The sequence below is a fragment of the Bacteroidota bacterium genome (assembly GCA_016713765.1).
GTDB lineage: Bacteria > Bacteroidota > Bacteroidia > AKYH767-A > 2013-40CM-41-45 > Pollutiaquabacter > Pollutiaquabacter aromativorans.
In genome coordinates this window covers 2014478-2033839 of record JADJON010000001.1, presented here as the reverse complement: position 1 = coordinate 2033839, position 19362 = coordinate 2014478, and the positions used below count along the sequence as shown (strand labels likewise).

The 19362-nt window shown below is 53.3% G+C and carries 16 protein-coding genes; 10 read left to right on the top strand and 6 right to left on the bottom strand.

Annotation, left to right across the window (positions count from 1 at the left end; genetic code table 11):
- Positions 1-31 precede the first annotated feature (31 nt).
- Positions 32-1189 carry a homogentisate 1,2-dioxygenase gene (locus tag IPJ96_07760; GenBank protein MBK7910245.1) on the bottom strand — a complete coding sequence of 386 codons (1158 nt, stop codon included), beginning with the start codon at positions 1187-1189 and terminating at the stop codon, positions 32-34.
- 319 nt (positions 1190-1508) lie between these two features.
- Here IPJ96_07760 and IPJ96_07755 point away from each other — a divergent pair, with 319 nt between their 5' ends.
- The 6 genes from IPJ96_07755 to IPJ96_07730 all read left to right on the top strand — a co-directional run bounded on the left by IPJ96_07755 (position 1509) and on the right by IPJ96_07730 (position 10046).
- Positions 1509-4211 carry a T9SS type A sorting domain-containing protein gene (locus IPJ96_07755; protein ID MBK7910244.1) on the top strand — a complete coding sequence of 901 codons (2703 nt, stop codon included), beginning with the start codon at positions 1509-1511 and terminating at the stop codon, positions 4209-4211.
- 120 nt (positions 4212-4331) lie between these two features.
- A complete protein-coding gene (locus IPJ96_07750) occupies positions 4332-5363 on the top strand; it encodes a fumarylacetoacetate hydrolase family protein (GenBank protein ID MBK7910243.1) in 1032 nt (343 codons plus the stop codon).
- 9 nt (positions 5364-5372) lie between these two features.
- The gene (locus IPJ96_07745) at positions 5373-7610 is read left to right on the top strand and encodes a bifunctional (p)ppGpp synthetase/guanosine-3',5'-bis(diphosphate) 3'-pyrophosphohydrolase (GenBank protein MBK7910242.1); all 2238 of its coding nucleotides are present in this window, start codon (positions 5373-5375) and stop codon (positions 7608-7610) included.
- Between the two features lie 13 nt (positions 7611-7623).
- A complete protein-coding gene (locus IPJ96_07740) occupies positions 7624-8106 on the top strand; it encodes a transcriptional repressor (GenBank protein MBK7910241.1) in 483 nt (160 codons plus the stop codon).
- 218 nt (positions 8107-8324) lie between these two features.
- Complete coding sequence (locus IPJ96_07735; GenBank protein MBK7910240.1) at positions 8325-8672, top strand: STAS domain-containing protein; 348 nt, start codon at positions 8325-8327, stop codon at positions 8670-8672.
- Between the two features lie 96 nt (positions 8673-8768).
- On the top strand, positions 8769-10046 hold the full coding sequence (locus tag IPJ96_07730) for an adenylosuccinate synthase (protein ID MBK7910239.1): 1278 nt from the start codon (positions 8769-8771) through the stop codon (positions 10044-10046).
- A gap of 170 nt (positions 10047-10216) precedes the next feature.
- Here the strand turns inward: IPJ96_07730 and IPJ96_07725 are convergent, their stop codons facing one another.
- From IPJ96_07725 to IPJ96_07710, 4 genes are all read right to left on the bottom strand, one after another.
- Positions 10217-11155: a S1/P1 Nuclease gene (locus IPJ96_07725; GenBank protein ID MBK7910238.1), complete on the bottom strand. Its 939-nt coding sequence runs from the start codon at positions 11153-11155 to the stop codon at positions 10217-10219.
- A gap of 96 nt (positions 11156-11251) precedes the next feature.
- Entirely contained in the window at positions 11252-12001 is a 750-nt protein-coding gene (locus IPJ96_07720; GenBank protein MBK7910237.1) for a 2-phosphosulfolactate phosphatase, read from the bottom strand.
- Between the two features lie 92 nt (positions 12002-12093).
- Positions 12094-13194: a glycine cleavage system aminomethyltransferase GcvT gene (gene gcvT, locus IPJ96_07715; GenBank protein MBK7910236.1), complete on the bottom strand. Its 1101-nt coding sequence runs from the start codon at positions 13192-13194 to the stop codon at positions 12094-12096.
- 81 nt (positions 13195-13275) lie between these two features.
- Positions 13276-14355: a glycosyltransferase family 4 protein gene (locus tag IPJ96_07710; protein ID MBK7910235.1), complete on the bottom strand. Its 1080-nt coding sequence runs from the start codon at positions 14353-14355 to the stop codon at positions 13276-13278.
- Between the two features lie 116 nt (positions 14356-14471).
- On the opposite strand from IPJ96_07710, the gene IPJ96_07705 reads away from it, so the two are divergent.
- Both IPJ96_07705 and IPJ96_07700 read left to right on the top strand, forming a co-directional pair.
- Complete coding sequence (locus IPJ96_07705; GenBank protein MBK7910234.1) at positions 14472-16367, top strand: polysaccharide biosynthesis protein; 1896 nt, start codon at positions 14472-14474, stop codon at positions 16365-16367.
- Between the two features lie 148 nt (positions 16368-16515).
- Positions 16516-16950: an acyl-CoA thioesterase gene (locus tag IPJ96_07700; GenBank protein MBK7910233.1), complete on the top strand. Its 435-nt coding sequence runs from the start codon at positions 16516-16518 to the stop codon at positions 16948-16950.
- A gap of 13 nt (positions 16951-16963) precedes the next feature.
- Here IPJ96_07700 and IPJ96_07695 read toward each other — a convergent pair whose 3' ends face one another.
- Entirely contained in the window at positions 16964-17545 is a 582-nt protein-coding gene (locus tag IPJ96_07695) for a tRNA-(ms[2]io[6]A)-hydroxylase (GenBank protein MBK7910232.1), read from the bottom strand.
- Between the two features lie 125 nt (positions 17546-17670).
- Between IPJ96_07695 and IPJ96_07690 the strand changes: the two genes are divergently transcribed.
- Together IPJ96_07690 and IPJ96_07685 are read left to right on the top strand one after the other, a co-directional pair.
- Positions 17671-18147 carry a hypothetical protein gene (locus IPJ96_07690; GenBank protein ID MBK7910231.1) on the top strand — a complete coding sequence of 159 codons (477 nt, stop codon included), beginning with the start codon at positions 17671-17673 and terminating at the stop codon, positions 18145-18147.
- Between the two features lie 62 nt (positions 18148-18209).
- Positions 18210-19304: a VIT1/CCC1 transporter family protein gene (locus tag IPJ96_07685; protein ID MBK7910230.1), complete on the top strand. Its 1095-nt coding sequence runs from the start codon at positions 18210-18212 to the stop codon at positions 19302-19304.
- Positions 19305-19362: the final 58 nt, after the last annotated feature.

The following is a 19362-nucleotide window of genomic DNA, read 5'->3' as shown; positions in this document are numbered from 1 at the left end:
CCCGAAATAAGGGCTGAAATCTTACACTTCCCTATGACAACCAGGAGCGGAAATAGTCCGGGTTCATGATCCGAACCGCCTCTTCGGTAACCCATAACGGACGGAAGGTGTCGACCATCACCGCCAACTCATGGGTTTCCTTTTTTCCGATGCTTCTTTCAACCGTTCCGGGATGCGGTCCATGCGGAATTCCGGCCGGATGCAGTGTGATCATGCCTCTCGTTACGGATTTCCGGCTCATGAAATCGCCATCGACATAATAAAGAACCTCATCGGAATCCACATTGCTGTGGTTATACGGCACTACGATCGCCTGCGGATGATAATCGTATAAACGCGGAACGAATGAACAGATCACATAATTATGCGCCTCGAACGTCTGATGAATGGGAGGTGGCAGGTGGACCCGGCCGGTCAGCGGTTCGAAGTCATGGATCGAAAGTATCCAGGGATAATGGTTACCGTCCCATCCGATCGCATCGAACGGGTGGGTGGCATAGATATAGGGGTAGATGAGTCCCTGCTTCCGGATCAGGATCTTAAAATCTCCTGTTAGATCGTAGGTTTTCAGATCCACTGGTCGCCGTATATCCCGCTCGCAATACGGAGAGTGTTCCTCGAGTTGACCGTAGGTGTTCCGGTAACGTTTACAAGTTTCCACCGCCGAGAACGACTCGACGATGAACAAACGGTTATCCGGGCCGTCGAATTCCAGTTGGTAGATGGTACCACGCGGAATCACGATATAATCTCCGTATCGAAACGAAAGCGATCCGTAGATCGATTTCATCTTACCGCTTCCTTCGTGGATAAAGATCACTTCGTCGGCATCGGCGTTCTTATAGAAGTAGTCGGACATCGACTTGCGGGGGGCGGCCAGCGTGATGTACAAATCATCGTTCACCAATACGGGCACCCGGCTTTCGATGAAATCATCCTTCGGCTCCACATGAAATCCTTCAAAGCTCTGGTGTTTGAGGGATCGCTTGAACGCCAGTTTGGGTTCTACCGACCAAGGTTCACCCAACTCCTTGATCATCGTGGGCGGGTGACAATGGTAGATGAGTGAATAGACGTTAGAGAAGCCGTGGGTGGATACAAGCTCTTCGGCATACAGGGAGCCATCCGGCTTCCGGAACTGGGTATGGCGCTTGGGTGGTAACTGACCCAACTGATGATACTGGGGCATAGCGTGCTAAGTGGAATTCAAATTTACGTAAAACACGCGAACGAATGGGTTGTTCAAGGCTGTAAGTATTTTTCAAACTATCCGAATTCGTCCGGCCCAGCGGCAAAAACCGATACGATTTATTTTTCCGGAAATGCGGATGCCCGTTCAAATCCGTCGAAATACCGGGCCTCGACGGTCAATTGTCCTCTTTTCTTTCAATGTCTTACAGCTGCAATCACCTGTAGTTATTGCGGGAACTCTCCCCCTCCCCATCCGATTAAATTAGACGAACGCGGCCAAAGTCCGCATTTACACTTTGAGCCAAAAATTCTGCCCCATGAAAAATCTGAACACTCAGGTAGTATCCCCTGCGCGCCTGGTGCTTCTGGCAACACGAACCACCACGTTCGTGATCATGTCCCTGCTGCTCCTGCTCGGAACGGATGCCAGTGCCATTACGTATTATTCAAGGCAAACAGGACCCTGGTCGGTCAATTCCACCTGGTCGACTGTCGGCTATGGCAACGCGACCAATACCGGAACCAGACCAGGTCCCGGCGATGTGGTCAACATCGGCAACGGTCACACGATCACCATCAACAACACCGCCAGCTGTGCCACGCTGAACATCGGACAAGGCACTTCGGGAATCCTGGAGTTCCTTTCCACCAGTACGTACACGCTGACCGTAACGGGCAACGTGACCGTCAATACCGGTGCCATCCTCTATTACAATACGGCCGTCAACCGCGTCCACCGCATGATCGTCGGGGGCAACTTCGCCAACTTCGGTCGCGTTGATTTCTATGTTGCCGCGAATCAGGTAGTAGACCTGACATTCAATACTACTGCCAACTCGAGTATCACGGGTATCGGTACCTGGGACCTCAATAACGTGTCCCTTACTAAAACTGGTGCTACCACTGCCACGCTGACGGTCAATACCAGCAATTTCGAAGCAGGGCTTCGGAATTTCATCGGTACCCAGGGCACCTATGTACACAACAATACCGGTTCCTTCAGCATCAACCCCACTACGGCAACGTTCACCATCGGACCGAACATGGTATTTAAAGTACCCATGGGCACGATGTGGTTCGCTTCCGCTGCGGACAACCTGATCCTCCAAGGCGAATTGTATGTGAATGGTGGCAATGTCCGTGTAGGTACCACTGCAGGCTTGCAGGGTCTTCGTTCCGACCAAAGCGGTACCAAGATCCCTTACCTCGAAGTTTCTTCCGGCACCCTGACCGTTTACGGCGGTATCACCTACGGCAGCGGGTCCAGTCTGGAGCCGTTTTCCTTCCGCATGACCGGCGGAACCATCCTATTGAACAGTGGAACAACCGGCACGAACCGTCAGGTCTTCATGGTCAACGACCGAACGACCAGTTCCTTCGTGATGAGCGGAGGAACGATCACGTTGCAAAAGCCGAACATCACGGGCGTAACGACTGTCGATTTCCACCTGTGTGGCACCGGAACAGTCACCAGCACCGGCGGTACCATTCAATTCGGCAATGCCAGCACGGCTGCGGGCGCACGCTTCGGCTTCCGGACCTTTGCAACCGTCACCATGCCGCATTTCCGTGTCACCGGCCCGGCCGCGAATACGATCACGCTGGCTCCGTCCGCCGGTTCTACCACGAACTTCCGATTGCTGAGCCTGTACATTGATTCCGGAAAGATCTTCGACATCAGGAGCCTGTCCGGCGCAACAGCCGATACCAAGACCATGACGCTGATGCGTACCGTCAACGGCGTGGATGCCCTGTACAACAGCGGGACCTTCACCGCGCGCAGCAGTACCGTTACCTTCAACACCAGCGGCGCACAAGCCATTGGTGGTACGGTTACGACCACCTTCTACAACCTTCAGATCAACAACGCGAGCCACATCACGCTCAACCGTCCTGCCAACGTCAGCAACCTGCTCTCCATGGTCAACGGGAAGCTCCTGACGACGAATACGAACATCCTTGTTTGCCAGGCGAACGCCAATGCCAACATCGGCACTTCGGCTTCGTACGTCGACGGACCGATGGAACACACCCTGGCCAGCGCGGCTACGGTGACCAAGATCTTCCCGATCGGAAAAGCAAGCGCTTACCGTCCGGTTACCTTACAGCTTACGCATACGAACGCATCCAGCGTCAGCTACCGGGGAGAGATCTTCAACTCGTCCGCTTCCGGTCTTCCCTACTCGCTTCCGCCCACGATCGCCAACGTGTCTAACGTTCGTTATGTACGCTTCACCCGCTCGGCAGTCAGCAACTTCAGCAACGGCAAGATCACGATGTATTACGATACCGACGACGGTGTAGCCGACAAGAACACGCTGCTCGTGGCGCACGACAATGGCACTTCGCAATGGTCCAACCTCGGCGGTACCGCTACGAACAACTGGACCGGCAGCATCACCTCGGGAACCTTCAATGCTTTCCGTACTTACTTCGCTTTGGGTAATCCTCCCGGTGGCGGCAATCCGCTTCCGATCGAACTGGGCAGCTTCAATGCCAACCTGGTTGACCGCAAAGTCCAGCTCAAATGGACCACCCAGGCCGAGATCAACAACTCGTACTTCACGGTTGAACGCTCGCGCGACAACGTGAACTTCGAAGGCATTGGCCGTGTGAACGGCTCGGGTTCCACCTCCGAGACCCATAACTACGGTTATGTGGATGTCAACCCGTATCCGGGCATCTCTTACTACCGCATCCGGCAGACCGATTACGATGGCACATCAGAATCGTTCCCATCCCAGGTGATCAATAACATCCGGAAAGGCAGCTTCACCGTGTACCCGAACCCGGCCAGCAGTCGGGTGGTCCACCTGAGCTACGGCGACGACCAGATGCAGTTCTACACCATTACGGTGCGCGATATCACGGGCCGGGAGATCCCTGCCACCGTGTCACGCACCGGTAACGGGGATATACAACTGGAATTCTCAGAAATCTATATGAAACCCGGCTCGCTTTACTTTATCGTGGCAACCGACGGAATCGAAACGGTTCAGCAGAAACTGCTGATCCAGTAAGACACCTTTCATGGTTTGGTTTGGATGATTGGTTAGACAACCGGAGGGCCCCTATGGGGCCTTTCGGTTTTTTCGGGGGTCTCCTCCCCGTTTCGTATTTTTGTGAAAAGCCAATTCCTCATGAAACTTGTCACCTATCGCCTTGGCAACCGGGAACGTATCGGCCTTTGGCATGATGGATCCATCTATAACCTGCCGGATGCTGCCAAATCGCTCGGATTTACAGCCCTCCCGGACGATATGCTCGATTTCATCCGGGCCGGTGAGGCATCCTGGGAAGTCGCACGGAAGATCAATGCGAAGATCCGATCCGGCAACAGCGATCTTAGCCCGGAGGCGGTTGGTGAAAATGCCCTGATGGCACCTGTTCCCCGTCCTACTTCATGTCGTGACGGCTATGCGTTCCGCCAACATGTAGCAGCGGCCAGAAGGAATCGAAAAGTCCCCATGATCCCGGAGTTCGATCAGTATCCGATCTTCTATTTCACCAATCACAACGCCATCCAGGGACCCGGGGAGATCCGTTGCATGCCTGACCATTTCCAAAAGCTGGATTTCGAACTGGAGTCGGCGATCGTCATTGGTAAGAAGGGACGCAACATCCGGGCATCGGAAGCCGATCAATATATTTTCGGCTATCTGATCATGAACGATATGAGCGCGCGGACACTTCAAATGGAAGAAATGGTATTGAACCTCGGACCGGCCAAGGGCAAGGACTTCTCCACCGTCATCGGCCCCTGGCTGGTGACGCCCGACGAATTGGAGAGCCACCGCGTCAGCCCCAAGCCGGGTCATGTAGGCAACAGCTATGATCTGACTATGAAATGCTGGGTGAACGATAAGTTGGTCAGCAGTGGGAACATGAAAGACATGGACTGGACGTTTGCCGAGATCGTGGAGCGCTGTGCTTACGGTGTGGATATTCTTCCTGGCGACGTGATCGGCTCCGGCACGGTTGGCACCGGTTGTTTTCTGGAATTGAACGGTACCGGATTGCTGCAGGACCCGAACTATCCGGTTCAGTGGCTGCAGGACGGCGACCGGGTCGACATGGAGATCACCGGACTCGGCAGACTGAGCAACACCATCCGGAAAGAAAATACGGATTTCTCGCTGTTTGCGATCAAGAAGCAGGCGCAGGAAGCCTGAGGACGAATCATGGCGAACGAACAGGACCTGCGCGATTCAACACCAAACGGTGCAACGAATTCGGAAGCTGAAAAGGATACGATCCTGAAGGCTTACCGGGCGTTGCTGCGTTCGTTGCGACCCTCGATGGGTAAAGGCGATAAGAAGATGATCCGCCTTGCCTTCGATATGGCGCTCGAAGCGCACAAGGACATGCGCCGCAAGACCGGCGAACCCTACATCCTGCACCCGCTCGCTGTCGCCCAGATCTGTACCGAAGAGATCGGTCTTGGACCACTGGCCATCGTCTGTGCCTTATTACACGATACGGTAGAAGACACCCACCTTACACTGGATGACATCAAGAATTCCTTTGGTGAAAAGGCCGCGTCGATTGTAGACGGGCTGACCAAGATTTCCGGAGTCGTCCTGAACGGCAGTTCGATCCAGGCGGAGAACTTCCGGAAAATGCTGTTGACGCTCTCCGATGACGTCCGCGTGATCCTCATCAAACTGGCCGACCGCCTGCACAACATGCGGACGCTCGATTCGATGAAACGCGAAAAGCAGTTGAAGATCGCCAGTGAAACGGCCTTCCTGTACGCGCCCCTCGCTCATCGCCTCGGTCTGTACTCCATTAAGACCGAGTTGGAAGATCTGGCATTGAAGTACACCGAGCCGGAAACCTACAACGACATTTCGGAAAAGCTGCAACAAACCCGGCGTGAGCGTAACAAGTATATCAACGAGTTCATCGAACCGATCCGACACGAACTGGCCCGTCAGGGATTCCGTTGTGAGATCAAATGGAGGACCAAATCGATTCAGTCGATCCGCAGTAAAATGCTCCGCCAGGGTGTAGGCTTCGAAGAAATCTACGACATCTTTGCCATCCGCATCATCATCGACGCCGAAGATGCCGATGAGAAAGCCATGTGCTGGCGTTGCTACTCCATCATTACCGACTTTTACCATCCGAACCCCGACCGCTTGCGCGACTGGATCAGTACGCCCAAGGCGAACGGTTACGAGTCCCTGCATACGACCGTCATGGGTCCGGGCGGGAAGTGGGTTGAAGTACAGATCCGTTCGAAGCGCATGGACGAGATCGCCGAAAAGGGATACGCCGCGCACTGGAAATACAAGGAATCTTCCGGTGAATCCGCACTCGACGAATGGATCAAGAAAATCCGGGAGTTGCTCGAGAACCCCGACTCGAACGCGCTCGACTTCATCGACGACTTCAAGCTGAACCTCTTTTCGGACGAGATGTTCGTCTTCACCCCGAAGGGTGAACTGAAGACCTTGCCGGGAAACGCCACCGCGTTGGATTTCGCCTTCGAGATCCATTCCGATGTCGGCAGCAAGTGCATCGGCGCCAAGGTGAATCACAAGCTCGTGCCGCTCAGTCACAAGCTCCGGAGCGGCGACCAGGTAGAGATCCTGACATCCAACAAACAAACGCCGAAAGAAGACTGGCTCTCTTATGTGGTGACGGCCAAAGCAAAGTCGAAGATCAAGACGGCGCTGAAGGAAGAGAAGAAAAAACTGGCGGAAGACGGCAAAGAGATCCTGGAACGAAAGTTCCGCCACCTGAAGCTGGAACTGAACCACGAGAATCTCAACGAGCTGCTCGCCTACTACAAGATCCCCACCAGCCTCGAATTGTTTTACCGGGTCGCGAAAGGCATCATTGATGTCCAGGACCTGAAAGAATTCGCCATTGAAAAAGGCGGCATCAAAGCGCGGACACCCGCCAAACAAGACGCGCCGGTCTCGCTCGAACAACTCGTCAAGAACGTACGGGGTTCCAGCGACAACCTTGTGATCGGCGAGAACCTCGAACGCATCGATTACAAGCTTTCGCCTTGCTGCAATCCGATTCCGGGCGACGACGTATTCGGCTTCATTACCGTGAACGAAGGCATCAAGATTCACCGCGTGAGTTGCCCGAACGCGATCCGGCTGATGTCGAACTATGCTTACCGCATTGTGAAGGCGAAGTGGACGAACCAGCAACAGATCGCCTTCCTCGCAGGCGTGCGGCTCACCGGCCTCGACGATGTCGGGGTCGTGAACAAGATCTCGAAAGTCATCTCCAGCGAACTCAAGGTGAACATGCGCAGTATCAGTATCGAATCGAACGACGGCATCTTCGAAGGTAAGATCATGCTCTTCGTACATGATACCGCCCATCTCGACAAGCTGATCAAGAAATTGAAAGAAATCCACGGCATTCTCACCGTCGGCCGTATCGACGCGGCTTAATCCCCCCTACTTCGTGAGCACACCCGACATCAACAAAGTCCGCCAGGTATTCACCACTTTTCTCGAAGCCCAGGGGCATCGAAAAACCGCGGAGCGCTTCGCCATCCTGGAGGAGATCTACTCGATGGACGAACACTTCGATGTCGAATCGCTTTTTGTCCGCATGAAGAACAAAGGGCTTAGCATCAGTCGCGCCACCTTGTATAATACCATTGACCTGCTGCTGGAATCGGAGCTGATCACCCGTCATCAGTTCGGCAAGAACCTGGCCCGCTTTGAGAAGTCTTACACGTACAAGCAGCACGACCACCTGATCTGCCAGGACTGTGAGCAGATCTTTGAGTTCTGCGACCCGCGTATCCAGCAGATCCAGTCGACCATGGGCGGGATACTTCGCTTCGACGTTAACCATCATGCCTTGAATCTTTTTGGTAAGTGCAGAGAGCTTAAGGAGACGGGGAGTTGTAGTCGGAGGTTGAGCGGTGCCGGGAAGTGAGTGATAATGCAGAAGATGGCAGTTTCCAGTAGGCGGTAGGCGGTGAGTGGTAGGCTGGTGACGAAAAAAATTACATTGAATTGTCCGTTAATGGTGTTGTGTAACCGGCTATGTCGCTTCCCAACCATTGAACGGCGTTGGTTCTCAGCGTTGATGTGTTAATAAATTACAAATCAACTGCTTAAGGCCTTTCCGGAGAGAATCCTTACTTTTACCGCATGGATTTCACGTATAAGATCATCAATCACGGCACCTACGCGATTGTAGAAATGAGCGGCAACCTGATCGATAAGAATCAGGCGACCCCCTTGTTGGAGGAAATACAGGACGTCATTGAGAAAGGCATCAACAATTTTGTGATCTCGATGGAACACTTCCGTTACCTGAACAGCAACGGGCTGAATGTACTTGTAAACATTCTCACGAAAAGCCGCAAGAATGGCGGCGACACCACGATCTGCAGTATTTCGGACAAGATCAAGGAACTGCTGATCATCACCAAACTGAATACCGTATTCACCATCACCGAGGACCTGCCGGCCGCCATCCGGCAATTCCAAAACTGATGGAGCGAAAACTGATAGCAAACTACATCCCGTGTCCGTTCCACGGGATGTTTTCATTTCCACACCGGTAATATCCAGGCGAAAGCCCATCCCGACATGTCCGTAGACGTTCTGCTCGGCCTCCAATGGGGAGACGAAGGCAAAGGAAAAATCGTTGACGTTCTCACACCCGAGTACCAGGTAATCGCCCGCTTTCAGGGTGGCCCCAATGCGGGACATACACTGGAATTCGAAGGCATCAAACACGTTCTCCATACGATTCCCAGTGGCATCTTCCGGGAAGGTGTCATGAACATCGTGGGCAATGGTGTGGTCATCGATCCGGTCACCCTGCGGCGTGAAGTGGAAGCCTTGCAACAGTTGCAGGTTCCGGTAAAGGACCGACTGTTCATTTCCCGCAAAGCGCATCTCATTCTTCCAACGCATCGGTTACTCGATGCCGCTTCCGAGGCGCTGAAGGGAAAGGACAAGATCGGATCCACCTTGCGTGGCATTGGCCCTACCTACATGGATAAGACCGGACGCAATGGCCTGCGGGTCGGCGATACGGAAGCATCCGACTTTCAACAGCGCTACGAAAAACTTCGGAACAAGCACCTGGAGTTGCTCCAGGGTATGCAGTACACCGACTACCGACTGGAAGAACTCGAAGCGCCCTTCTTTGCAGCCATCACCTTCCTGCGCGACTTGCCCTTCGTCGACAGTGAACATCTGATCCACGATCAGCTGGCGGCCCATCGCCGAATACTCGCAGAAGGCGCGCAGGGATCGTTACTTGATATCGATTTTGGATCGTATCCGTTTGTCACCTCCTCCAACACGATCACCGCCGGCGCCTGCACCGGATTGGGTGTTGCACCGCGCAACATCGGTCGTGTGTACGGCATCTTCAAAGCCTATTGCACCCGGGTCGGCAGCGGACCATTTCCTACCGAATTGCACGACGAAACCGGCGAGCGCATGCGAAAAGCCGGACACGAATTCGGCGCGACCACCGGCCGTCCCCGTCGCTGCGGCTGGCTCGACCTCCCGGCGCTTCGCTATACGATCCGACTAAACGGCGTCACAGATCTTACGATGACGAAACCGGATGTACTCAGCGGTTTTGAAACGATCAAAGTCTGTACGCATTACGAGATCGACGGAAAACGCATCGATTACATGCCCTACGAGATCGTGCATGCCGATATACGCCCGGTTTACAAGGAATTCCCCGGATGGAAAAAAGACCTTACCGGCGTCACCCGGGAGTCGGAATTCCCGAAAGAACTCTCCGATTACATCGCCTGGATCGAAGAAAATCTGAATGTGCCGGTCAGTATCGTGTCCGTAGGCCCCGACCGGAAGCAGACGATTCTTCGAGGAAGGAAATGAGTGGGAAACTGGAAACTGGAAACTGGAAACTAGAAACTAGAAACTAGTAACTAGTAACTGGTAACTGGTAACTGGTGATTAGTGATTAGTGATTAGTGATTAGTTACTAATTACTAGTTACCAGTTACCATTTACCAATTACTAATTACCAATAACCCGTCACCTTCCTCCTACTCACACCCCCGCACCGGAATCACCTCTGCCGTTTTTTCCTCTGGCAATGCCGGAAGTTCTGTTCCGTCGATTGGCAGGTCGGGTTGACCGGCTTCGAGCCAGGCTGTGTACCAGAATGACGCGACGCGACGGATCGCTTGTTGCATGCGTCGTTCCACTTGTCCGTCGAGCATGAGGTGATACTTTTCCGAATAGCCGGCCGCGTAAACCCGCACCACCTGGGTCCCACGACTTTCGTACGCATACTTTTTATCTTCCGGGTAGCTGCCTGCAAGGGAACGCTCGAACACCAGTACGGAATCCAGCGCGGCATAGCTCTCCGCCACGATTTTCCATGCCGTCTCTTCGGGATCCGATAACGCGCCAACCGGTCCGAGCAGGTAGTCATAACCGTTTCCAAACATTTCCGGCAAGCGGGATTCCCAGAACCCATGAATGCCGTGTTGACCCGTGAGCTGGCCATTGTAGTTGCGTGTGCAATGCAAGGGTACATGCGCGTCACCGATGTAATGACCCAGCATGGCGGAGTAATGCAGGATACGACCGCGATCACGGTCCCGGAACGCATAGATCAGCTTGTGATAAAACTCCGCAATGGTGTACGGCACCGTACCGTGGGCCATCAGCGTGTCTTCCGAGTATTTGGCAGCAGCATCCTTTCTTCGATGCGGCAAGCTGTCGATCGGATGTTCCCCATACCGGTCGAGGTCGATGAAATGCCTGGGAGCTTCCGCGGGGTCACGATAGCGGCGCAGGTCCGGATCGGTCGCGTGTTCGGTGATGTAACCGATGTTAGCCTTGTAAAATCCGAACATGGCTTCGGGCAAGAGATAACAGGCCATTTCGTTGATGCGCCGGTGCGCCCAGAACCCCCATGCATCCAGTTCCTGTGCCCAGAGAAAGCAGGCGATCAATACGAGTACGAATCGTTTCATCGTACAAGAATACCGCTCGGACCACTATCCGTCGTCCAATAAATGCGGGAACTAATATGAATTTGCTGAGATGAAAACGGTCGATACCGATTAAGTCTAATCCAAAGATCCAGCCAGCACCTCCATGCGAACCAGTGCGCCATCTTTCATCACCGGAATCACCCGTGTCTGGTTGGGTGTCAGGCAATACTTGATATCCTTCTTCAGGTTGAGACGCGCGAGTCGTTCCTTGTGGCTGGAGTAGTTCAGGAACTTATAGGGATCCTGATGGGCCAACTGATAGAGATACTTCAACGCAAGGCAACCGTCACCCAGTTTGAACTGGTCGGACATGGCTGAGAGTTTTTCCGTTACCGCTCCGGCGAAAATCGCATCCTCCAGATTGAACTTGTTCTTCCAACCGGAACACAACAAGAGCACACTCCGCTTCTCGGCCACCAGCCATTCGCAAAGGGCGTCGATATTGAGGAATGAGCCGATCACCACGCGATAAGCGTTACGAGCCGCTTCGATCGCCTGCGTTCCGTTGGTGGTAGTCAGGACCAGGGTTTGACCTTTGATCCGCTCATCCATATAATGGTAAGGGGAATTTCCAAAGTCGAATCCTTCGATCTGGATCGCGTCCCGTTCCGCACCGGTGAGATAACCCTTCGCCTTATATGCCCTCGCTTCATCGACAGAAGCCACGGGAATGATCTTTTCCGCACCATATTCGAAAGCCGTACACATGGCTGAGGTGGCCCGGAAAATATCAATGATCACCACGATGCTGGTATCATCCGCATAGACCGGATAAAGAAAGGGAGAAAAGCAGGCGTCGACTTTCAGGAGCGGTTGATCACTCATCAGCAACTATTCTGGTTTAAAAAACGAAGATAAAGGAATTCCGGAATGATCGCCGTCCGGTTACCGGGACGGTAAAAACAGTAGAATTTCCCTTATTTCTTGATGAACGGAATCTTGACCACTTTCGCGCGCAGCGCTTTGTCGCGTACCTGGATGAATATCTCCGAACCTTCCCTGGCAAACGCTGGCGGGACGTACGCCAACCCGATGGCCTTGTTCAAGGTTGGAGATTGGGTGCCACTCGTCACTTTACCAATCGCAATGCCCGCTGCATCCCGCACCTCATAATCGTGTCGCGGAATACCGCGATCGATCATTTCGAAACCGACCAACTTTCTGCTTACCCCTTCTTCCTTCTGCCGCTTGAGTGCATCGCTGTTGATGAATGGCTTGGTAAACTTCGTGATCCAGCCGAGTCCTGCTTCGATGGGGGAAGTGGTATCATCAATGTCATTGCCGTAAAGACAGAAACCCATCTCCAGCCGCAAGGTGTCGCGAGCACCCAATCCGATCGGGCGAATGCCCTGTGTTTTCCCTGCCTCAAAAATAGCATCCCAGATCTTCCCGGCGGATCCATTCTCGAAATACACTTCGAAACCACCGGCTCCGGTATATCCTGTCGCGCTGACCAGTACGTTCTCAATACCGGCAAATACACCCTTCGCAAAGGAATAGTACTCCATGTTCCGGAGGTCCATGTTGGTCAATGGCTGCAACACATCCGCAGCCAGCGGACCCTGTACAGCAAGGAGCGATGTCTTGTCGGAGATGTTGTGCATCTCCACATTCCATTCGTCCTGCTTCCGGATCCAGTTCCAATCCTTTTCGATGTTCGAAGCATTTACGACGAGCATATACGTCTGCTCATCGATCCGATACACGAGCAAGTCGTCGACAATTCCACCCCGATCATTCGGGAGGCAACTGTATTGCACTTTCCCGTCGAACAACTTGGCGGCATCATTGCTGGTTACTTTTTGGATCAGATCAAGCGCATGGGGTCCTTTCAGAATGAATTCACCCATGTGGCTGACATCGAACACGCCGACACGGTTGCGCACTGTTTCGTGCTCGGCATTGATCCCTTCGTAAGAGACCGGCATCAGGTAGCCGGCGAACGGAACCATTTTAGCGCCAAGACGAACGTGCAGGTCGTTGAGTGCAATGTGTTTGAGATCGGTGGTGATTTCCATGGGTTGTTCAGCTTTTCTAAAGCCGGTTCGAGACAATGAAGTAATCCCCTGAACGGCTATACGGGGGCAAAACTACGAATTTCAACGGTCCTTTAGGAAAAGACGGAGGAAGTTGTCACGGTTGGACTGTACGGAATACCGCGACACAACTTTGTCCCGGGTCTTTTGGCTGAGTCGACGCAAAAAGACCGGATCGCTCAACAAACGCTCCAGGCTGGATTTCCATTCGTCCAGATTTCGACATACGCATCCGTTCACATCGTGATCGACGATCTCGGCATTCACTCCGACATTGGATACCACAGGCGGAACGCCCAGCGCCATGTATTGCAATGCCTTGAAACCACACTTACCCCTCGCCCATTCGGTGTCGGGGAGCGGCATGAGCCCGACGTTAAAATTCATCAGGTCGTCGATCTCCGCTTGCTTGCTCCACTTGATATACCGCAGACTTTTCAGCTTGAATCTGGGTGGCGTATCACAGATCACGTGCAATTCGAAATCGTAACGCTTTTCAAGTTCTTCAAACACCGGTACTAATTCGTCCAGGTATTGGACGGTCGAATGCGAACCTGTCCAACCGATTACGAACGTATGATTATCATGGTCGACAATTTCGTTGTGATGTTCATCGGTATCGATCGTAGTCGGATTAATGACCACCCGGGAATTGAACTTTCGGGCATAGTCGCCCAGATAGGCATTACCCACCGATACAACGGAAGACCAGCCGCAGATCTTTCCCGTTTTTCCGAATGAGCGGAGCCAACGGGTGATGACGCTGTTGCTTTCCGAAGCGTTGGGGATCCAGATCGCGTCGTCGAAGTCGTACACCGTGTACTTTTTGAAAAGCCGGGTGATGATCCACTCCAACCAGGGCGGTCCGAACGGGCTCGCTTCTCGGTGGATGAACACGGCATCGTAGCGACCGAGTTTCAGCAGATCGCCCAGCCTGCGGAGATAGCCGCGCAGGATCGCGAACGCTTTTCGATCGAGGTGCCCGGGTTGATACAAGACCTTCCACGCACGCAAGTCCAGAAAGGGAGATAAATGCACATCCCATCCCGTTTCCTGCAAAGCCGGAAGGTATTGCTCAAAGCGAAATCGCTGGCTGGCGGCTTCACCTTGCGGATAGGGGACCAGAAAGAGTACTCGTTTCACGCAGGATGCAAACGACAAAGATAGCCGGAGGAACAGATAAAACGCAGAAATTAGAGTATATTTGAGGGTTAATTTGGTAAATCGTCGGTTAGTCGGCAGCTAGTCCACATCCAGCCATGAGGTTTCGCCTTTCCACCCGCAATACCCCGCGCTGGATCATTTTCCTGATCGATACCTCGATCTGTTTTTTATCCCTGATGCTGGCGTATCAGGTGCGCTTCAACTTTCGCGTTCCCGAGAACGAGATCGCCCTATGGAAATATGCCGTGCCGACCGTGCTGGGCGTTCGGATCATCAGCTTTCTGATATCGCGCGTCTACCAGGGCATCATCCGGTATACGAGCAACAAGGACGCGCAAAGGATCTTCTACACCATTACGGCCGGTTCCGTCGCACTGGCGGTGGCGAACATCCTGTCGTATCACAGCATCGGCTTTTACCTCGTCCCCTATTCCATCGTCATCATCGAGTACTTCGCAACCGTTTTCTCGATGACCGCATTCAGGATACTGGTGAAGACCGTTTACATGGAAGTACGCAATCCTTCCGGCGAACGAAAGAAAGTCATCATCTACGGCGCCGGTGAATCGGGCGTGATCACCAAGCGCACCCTCGACCGCGACGCAGGTAGCCGATACAAGGTCATCGCCTTTGTGGATGATAATCCGGCTAAGGCGGGCAAGACGCTGGAAGGCATTCGGATCTACCGCGCCGATACCGAGTTGGAAGAATTGCTCCACGCGAACGTCATCGACCACCTGATCCTGAGCATCCAGAACGTACCGGCTCCCGCCAAGCAGGCGCTCGTGGAAAAGTGCCTCGCCTTCGGTGTCAACGTACTCAATGTTCCGCCGGTCACGACCTGGATCAACGGCCAGCTCAGCTTCAACCAGATCCGGAACATCCGGATCGAGGACCTGCTCGAGCGCCCACCCATTCGACTCGATACCGAGGAGATCCGTCGTCAACTCGAAGGTCGTGTCATTCTGGTGACCGGGGGCGCAGGATCGATCGGCAGCGAAGTCGTTCGACAATTGTTACCGTTCAATCCGAAAAAGGTAATCGTACTCGACCAGGCAGAGTCCGCCTTATACGATCTGGAACTGGAATTGCAGGAACGCTACAAGTTCCGGCAGTTTGAAACCGTGATCGCCGATGTCCGACAAATCGACCGGATGCGTCGCGTCTTCGAAGCCTTTCATCCGCAGGTGGTGTTCCATGCGGCAGCGTACAAGCACGTACCGGTCATGGAGCACAACCCTTCGGAAGCCATCCTGACCAACGTACACGGCACACGCGTCACGGCTGACCTTGCTCACGAGTTCGGTGTAGAAAAATTCGTCCTGATCTCAACCGATAAAGCGGTCAACCCGACGAACATCATGGGTGCGACCAAACGCATCGCGGAGATCTATTGTCAGTCGTTGGGTACGGTCTCTGCGACCCGATTCATCACGACCCGCTTCGGAAACGTACTCGATTCGAACGGCTCTGTAATTCCACGCTTCCGTAAACAGATCGAATCCGGCGGACCGGTAACGGTTACCCATCCGGACATCACGCGCTACTTCATGACGATTCCGGAAGCCTGCCAGCTGGTTCTGGAAGCGGCGTCCATGGGGAAAGGCGGAGAGATCTACCTGTTCGACATGGGAACGAGTGTCCGCATCTATGACCTTGCTAAAAAAATGATCCGACTGGCAGGATTGACGCTGGACAAGGACATCCGGATCGAGATCACGGGACTTCGTCCGGGAGAAAAATTGCAGGAAGAACTACTCGCCGACAAAGAAACTTCGCTTCCGACTCACCACGAGAAGATCCTGGTTGCAAAAGTGAGACCTTACGATTTCAAGGTCATTCAATCCGATATTGAAGAACTCGTATCGCTCTTCTCCACCCAACGCAACGATGCCATTGTCCGAAAGATGAAACAAATGGTGCCGGAATATGTCTCCGCCAATTCGGAGTTTGAAAAACTGGATGTGGTTACGGGAAAGTTTGATGGGTAGGGAGATTGGAGATTCGTGATTGGTGATTGGTGATTGGTGATTGGTGATTGGTGATTGGTGATTTACAACGATTAACCGGAAACTCGAAACTCGAAACCTGGCCACCTGCCCGCAGGAGCTTAATCGAAGGAAGTAAACCCGTCCCCCTATGTCAATTTTCAAACACAAAACCCCCATCGAGATCCGGTTCGCGGATGTGGATGCTTTCGGACATGTGAACAATGCTCGATTCCTGACCTATATTGAGATGGCTCGTGTCAAGTACTTCGACGAGGTGGTAGAATGGGGTTACGACTGGTCCAAGGAAGGCATCATCCTGGCGCGGGCTGAAGTGGATTACATCCAGCCGATCCTGTTCAAGGAAGAGCTCTTCGTGTACACACGCTGTTCAAGGCTGGGCAAGAAAAGTTTCGATCTCGAGTATCAATTAGTCGTATTCAAAGACGGGAAAGAAATCCTGAAAGCGGATGCCTGTACGGTCATGGTAGCGTTCGACTACCGGGCACATCGATCCATTGAAGTATCGGCTTCGTGGCGGGAGGCCATTATCAAGTACGAAGGAGCGAACGTACTGCAGCAGTGATTCGACACGCTGATCAGCCGTGCATGGTTTCCTTCTTCCCGTATTTGGCGATCAATTGCGCTTCGTAGTCCAGAAAATCCTGCCAGCGCTTATCCACATCTTCCCCTTGCCCATACTGCCGGGCGAATCCGATGAACAAGGTATAGTGGTTGGCTTCGGAGATCATGAGATCCCGATAAAACGCTCGCAGATCCGGGTCAGAAATATGCTCCGACAGGATCCGGAATCGCTCACAGCTTCTGGCTTCGACCATTGCGGCGAAGAGTAGACGGTCGACCAAAACGATGTGACGCTCCCGTCCTTTCCGTATAAACTGGTTGAGCTCCCACACATAATCGTCTTTCCGCTCCCGCCCAAGCGAAAAACCACGCGCCTGGATCCTGTCGTGGACCTGCCGGAAATGCTGCAGCTCTTCTTGGGCAAGCGCCAGCATGGCATCCACCAGGTCGGGATATTCCGGAAACTGGATGACCATATTGATGGCATTGGTAGCCGCTTTCTGCTCACAATACGCGTGGTCAGTAAGAATTTCACTGATATTGGTTTCCACGATATTGACCCAGCGCGGATCCGTCGGAAGTTTCAGTCCAAGCATGCGAATTCGGGTGAAAAATCAGGGGGTAAAAGTAAGCAACTGCTGTAAGAAAATACTCGCAGAAGGAGGTCTTCCGAAAAGGATGATAGTAACCAATTGTGCCGTATTTTTGTAATAAGAGCATCATGCAACCCTTCGTCCTGTACGGCAACCGTTTGAATATTCCCGTAACCCGGGAATTCAAGCAGCTCGTGAACATCACGATCGCCGCAGGCAAGTTCATTCTCCTGCATCCGAATTACGACCTCATCCGCGAAGCGATGCGACTGGAGATGTTCGAGGATACACGGCTGGAGGACTTCGAGGTACATACCTGGCAATATGAGATCGGCGAAGTCATCTCGTATGACTTGGAAGAAGTGCTTTTCTTTTACACCCTGCTGGACCTGAGTTGCCGGATCTTCCTGTGCGAGATCGGTGATGACTTGCGACAGATGGCCATCGACAGCGGAGAAACCAATACTGACGAGTTCAACCGTGTCCGTAGTTTTTTCCTGAAACAGGCACAGGAATACCTCATTCAACTGCGCAATTGCTATTCGGACAACGAGACGTTCCGGGTACTGCAAGGAAAGATCGAGCAGTTGAACTCCCTAGCCTAAGCATACCGGCTGATTGCTTAACTTCGTTTCCGGGCCCGGTTGCCTGAGCACGAACTATTCCTATGGCCGAATCTTCCATTCAGACCGAGATCGATGCCGCGTTCCTGTACGGACGTCTGGCTGATCACGAGAAAGACCCCGTCATTTCACGCATCTTCCGCCAGATGAGTGAGATCGAACAGGGACACGCCGCCGCTTTCGCGCAGAAAGCGGGTATGCCCGCGACCGCACTGCCCCGCCCTTCGTGGCGAGCCAAAGTACTGGACCGCATCGGTCGGATCTTCGGTTACGACACGGTACTGGGCGCCTTGATGGACACGGAAAAAAGCATCTCGAACGCGATCGTTCGTACCAAGCAACAATTGAATGAACCGGTCACCGGCAACGAAGCCAATCACGTACGCATCCTGCGCTCCATCCTTGAAAAAGAGGAACGGGTCAGCGGCACGCAACTTACACGGTTTGAGAAGCGTCACCGGACGGTCGGAGGAAACGCGATACGGGCAGCCGTACTCGGTGGCAACGATGGTCTTGTTTCCAACTTCAGCCTGGTCATGGGCATAGCCGGTGCCAGCGCGAACGAGCATACAGTCCTGGTTACCGGACTTGCCGGACTATTGGCAGGCGCGTTGTCGATGTCATTGGGCGAATGGATCTCCGTGAAGAGCTCGCAGGAACTCTACGAACAACAGATGGCGTTGGAAATGGAAGAGATCCAGGCTAACCCGGAAGGCGAAAAGAAAGAACTGGCATTGATCTACATGGCCAAAGGAATCCCGGACGAACAGGCCCGCGCCATGGCGGAAAAAACGATGCAGGATACGGCGCACGCGCACGAGGTGCTGGTCAAGGAAGAATTGGGGATCAACGCGGAGGAACTGAAAGGTTCGGCGATGGAAGCTGCTCTCAGTTCCTTCCTGCTCTTTGCCATCGGCGCCATCATTCCGGTGTTACCCTTTTTCTTTTTCACCGGTACGCGTTCGGTCCTGCTGAGCGTCGCCTTCAGTGCGGCCGGACTTTTCCTCATCGGTGCAGCCATCACACTTTTCACCGGCCGTTCCGTATGGTTTTCCGGAATGCGGCAGGTGATCTTCGGACTGGCTGCAGCCGCAGTGACCTACGGCATCGGACATCTGATCGGTGTTTCCGTCAATTGAATTTTCAGGAACCGCTATTGATTCGAAATCGTTCGCTCCCAACTGCAGATCCGTTAAC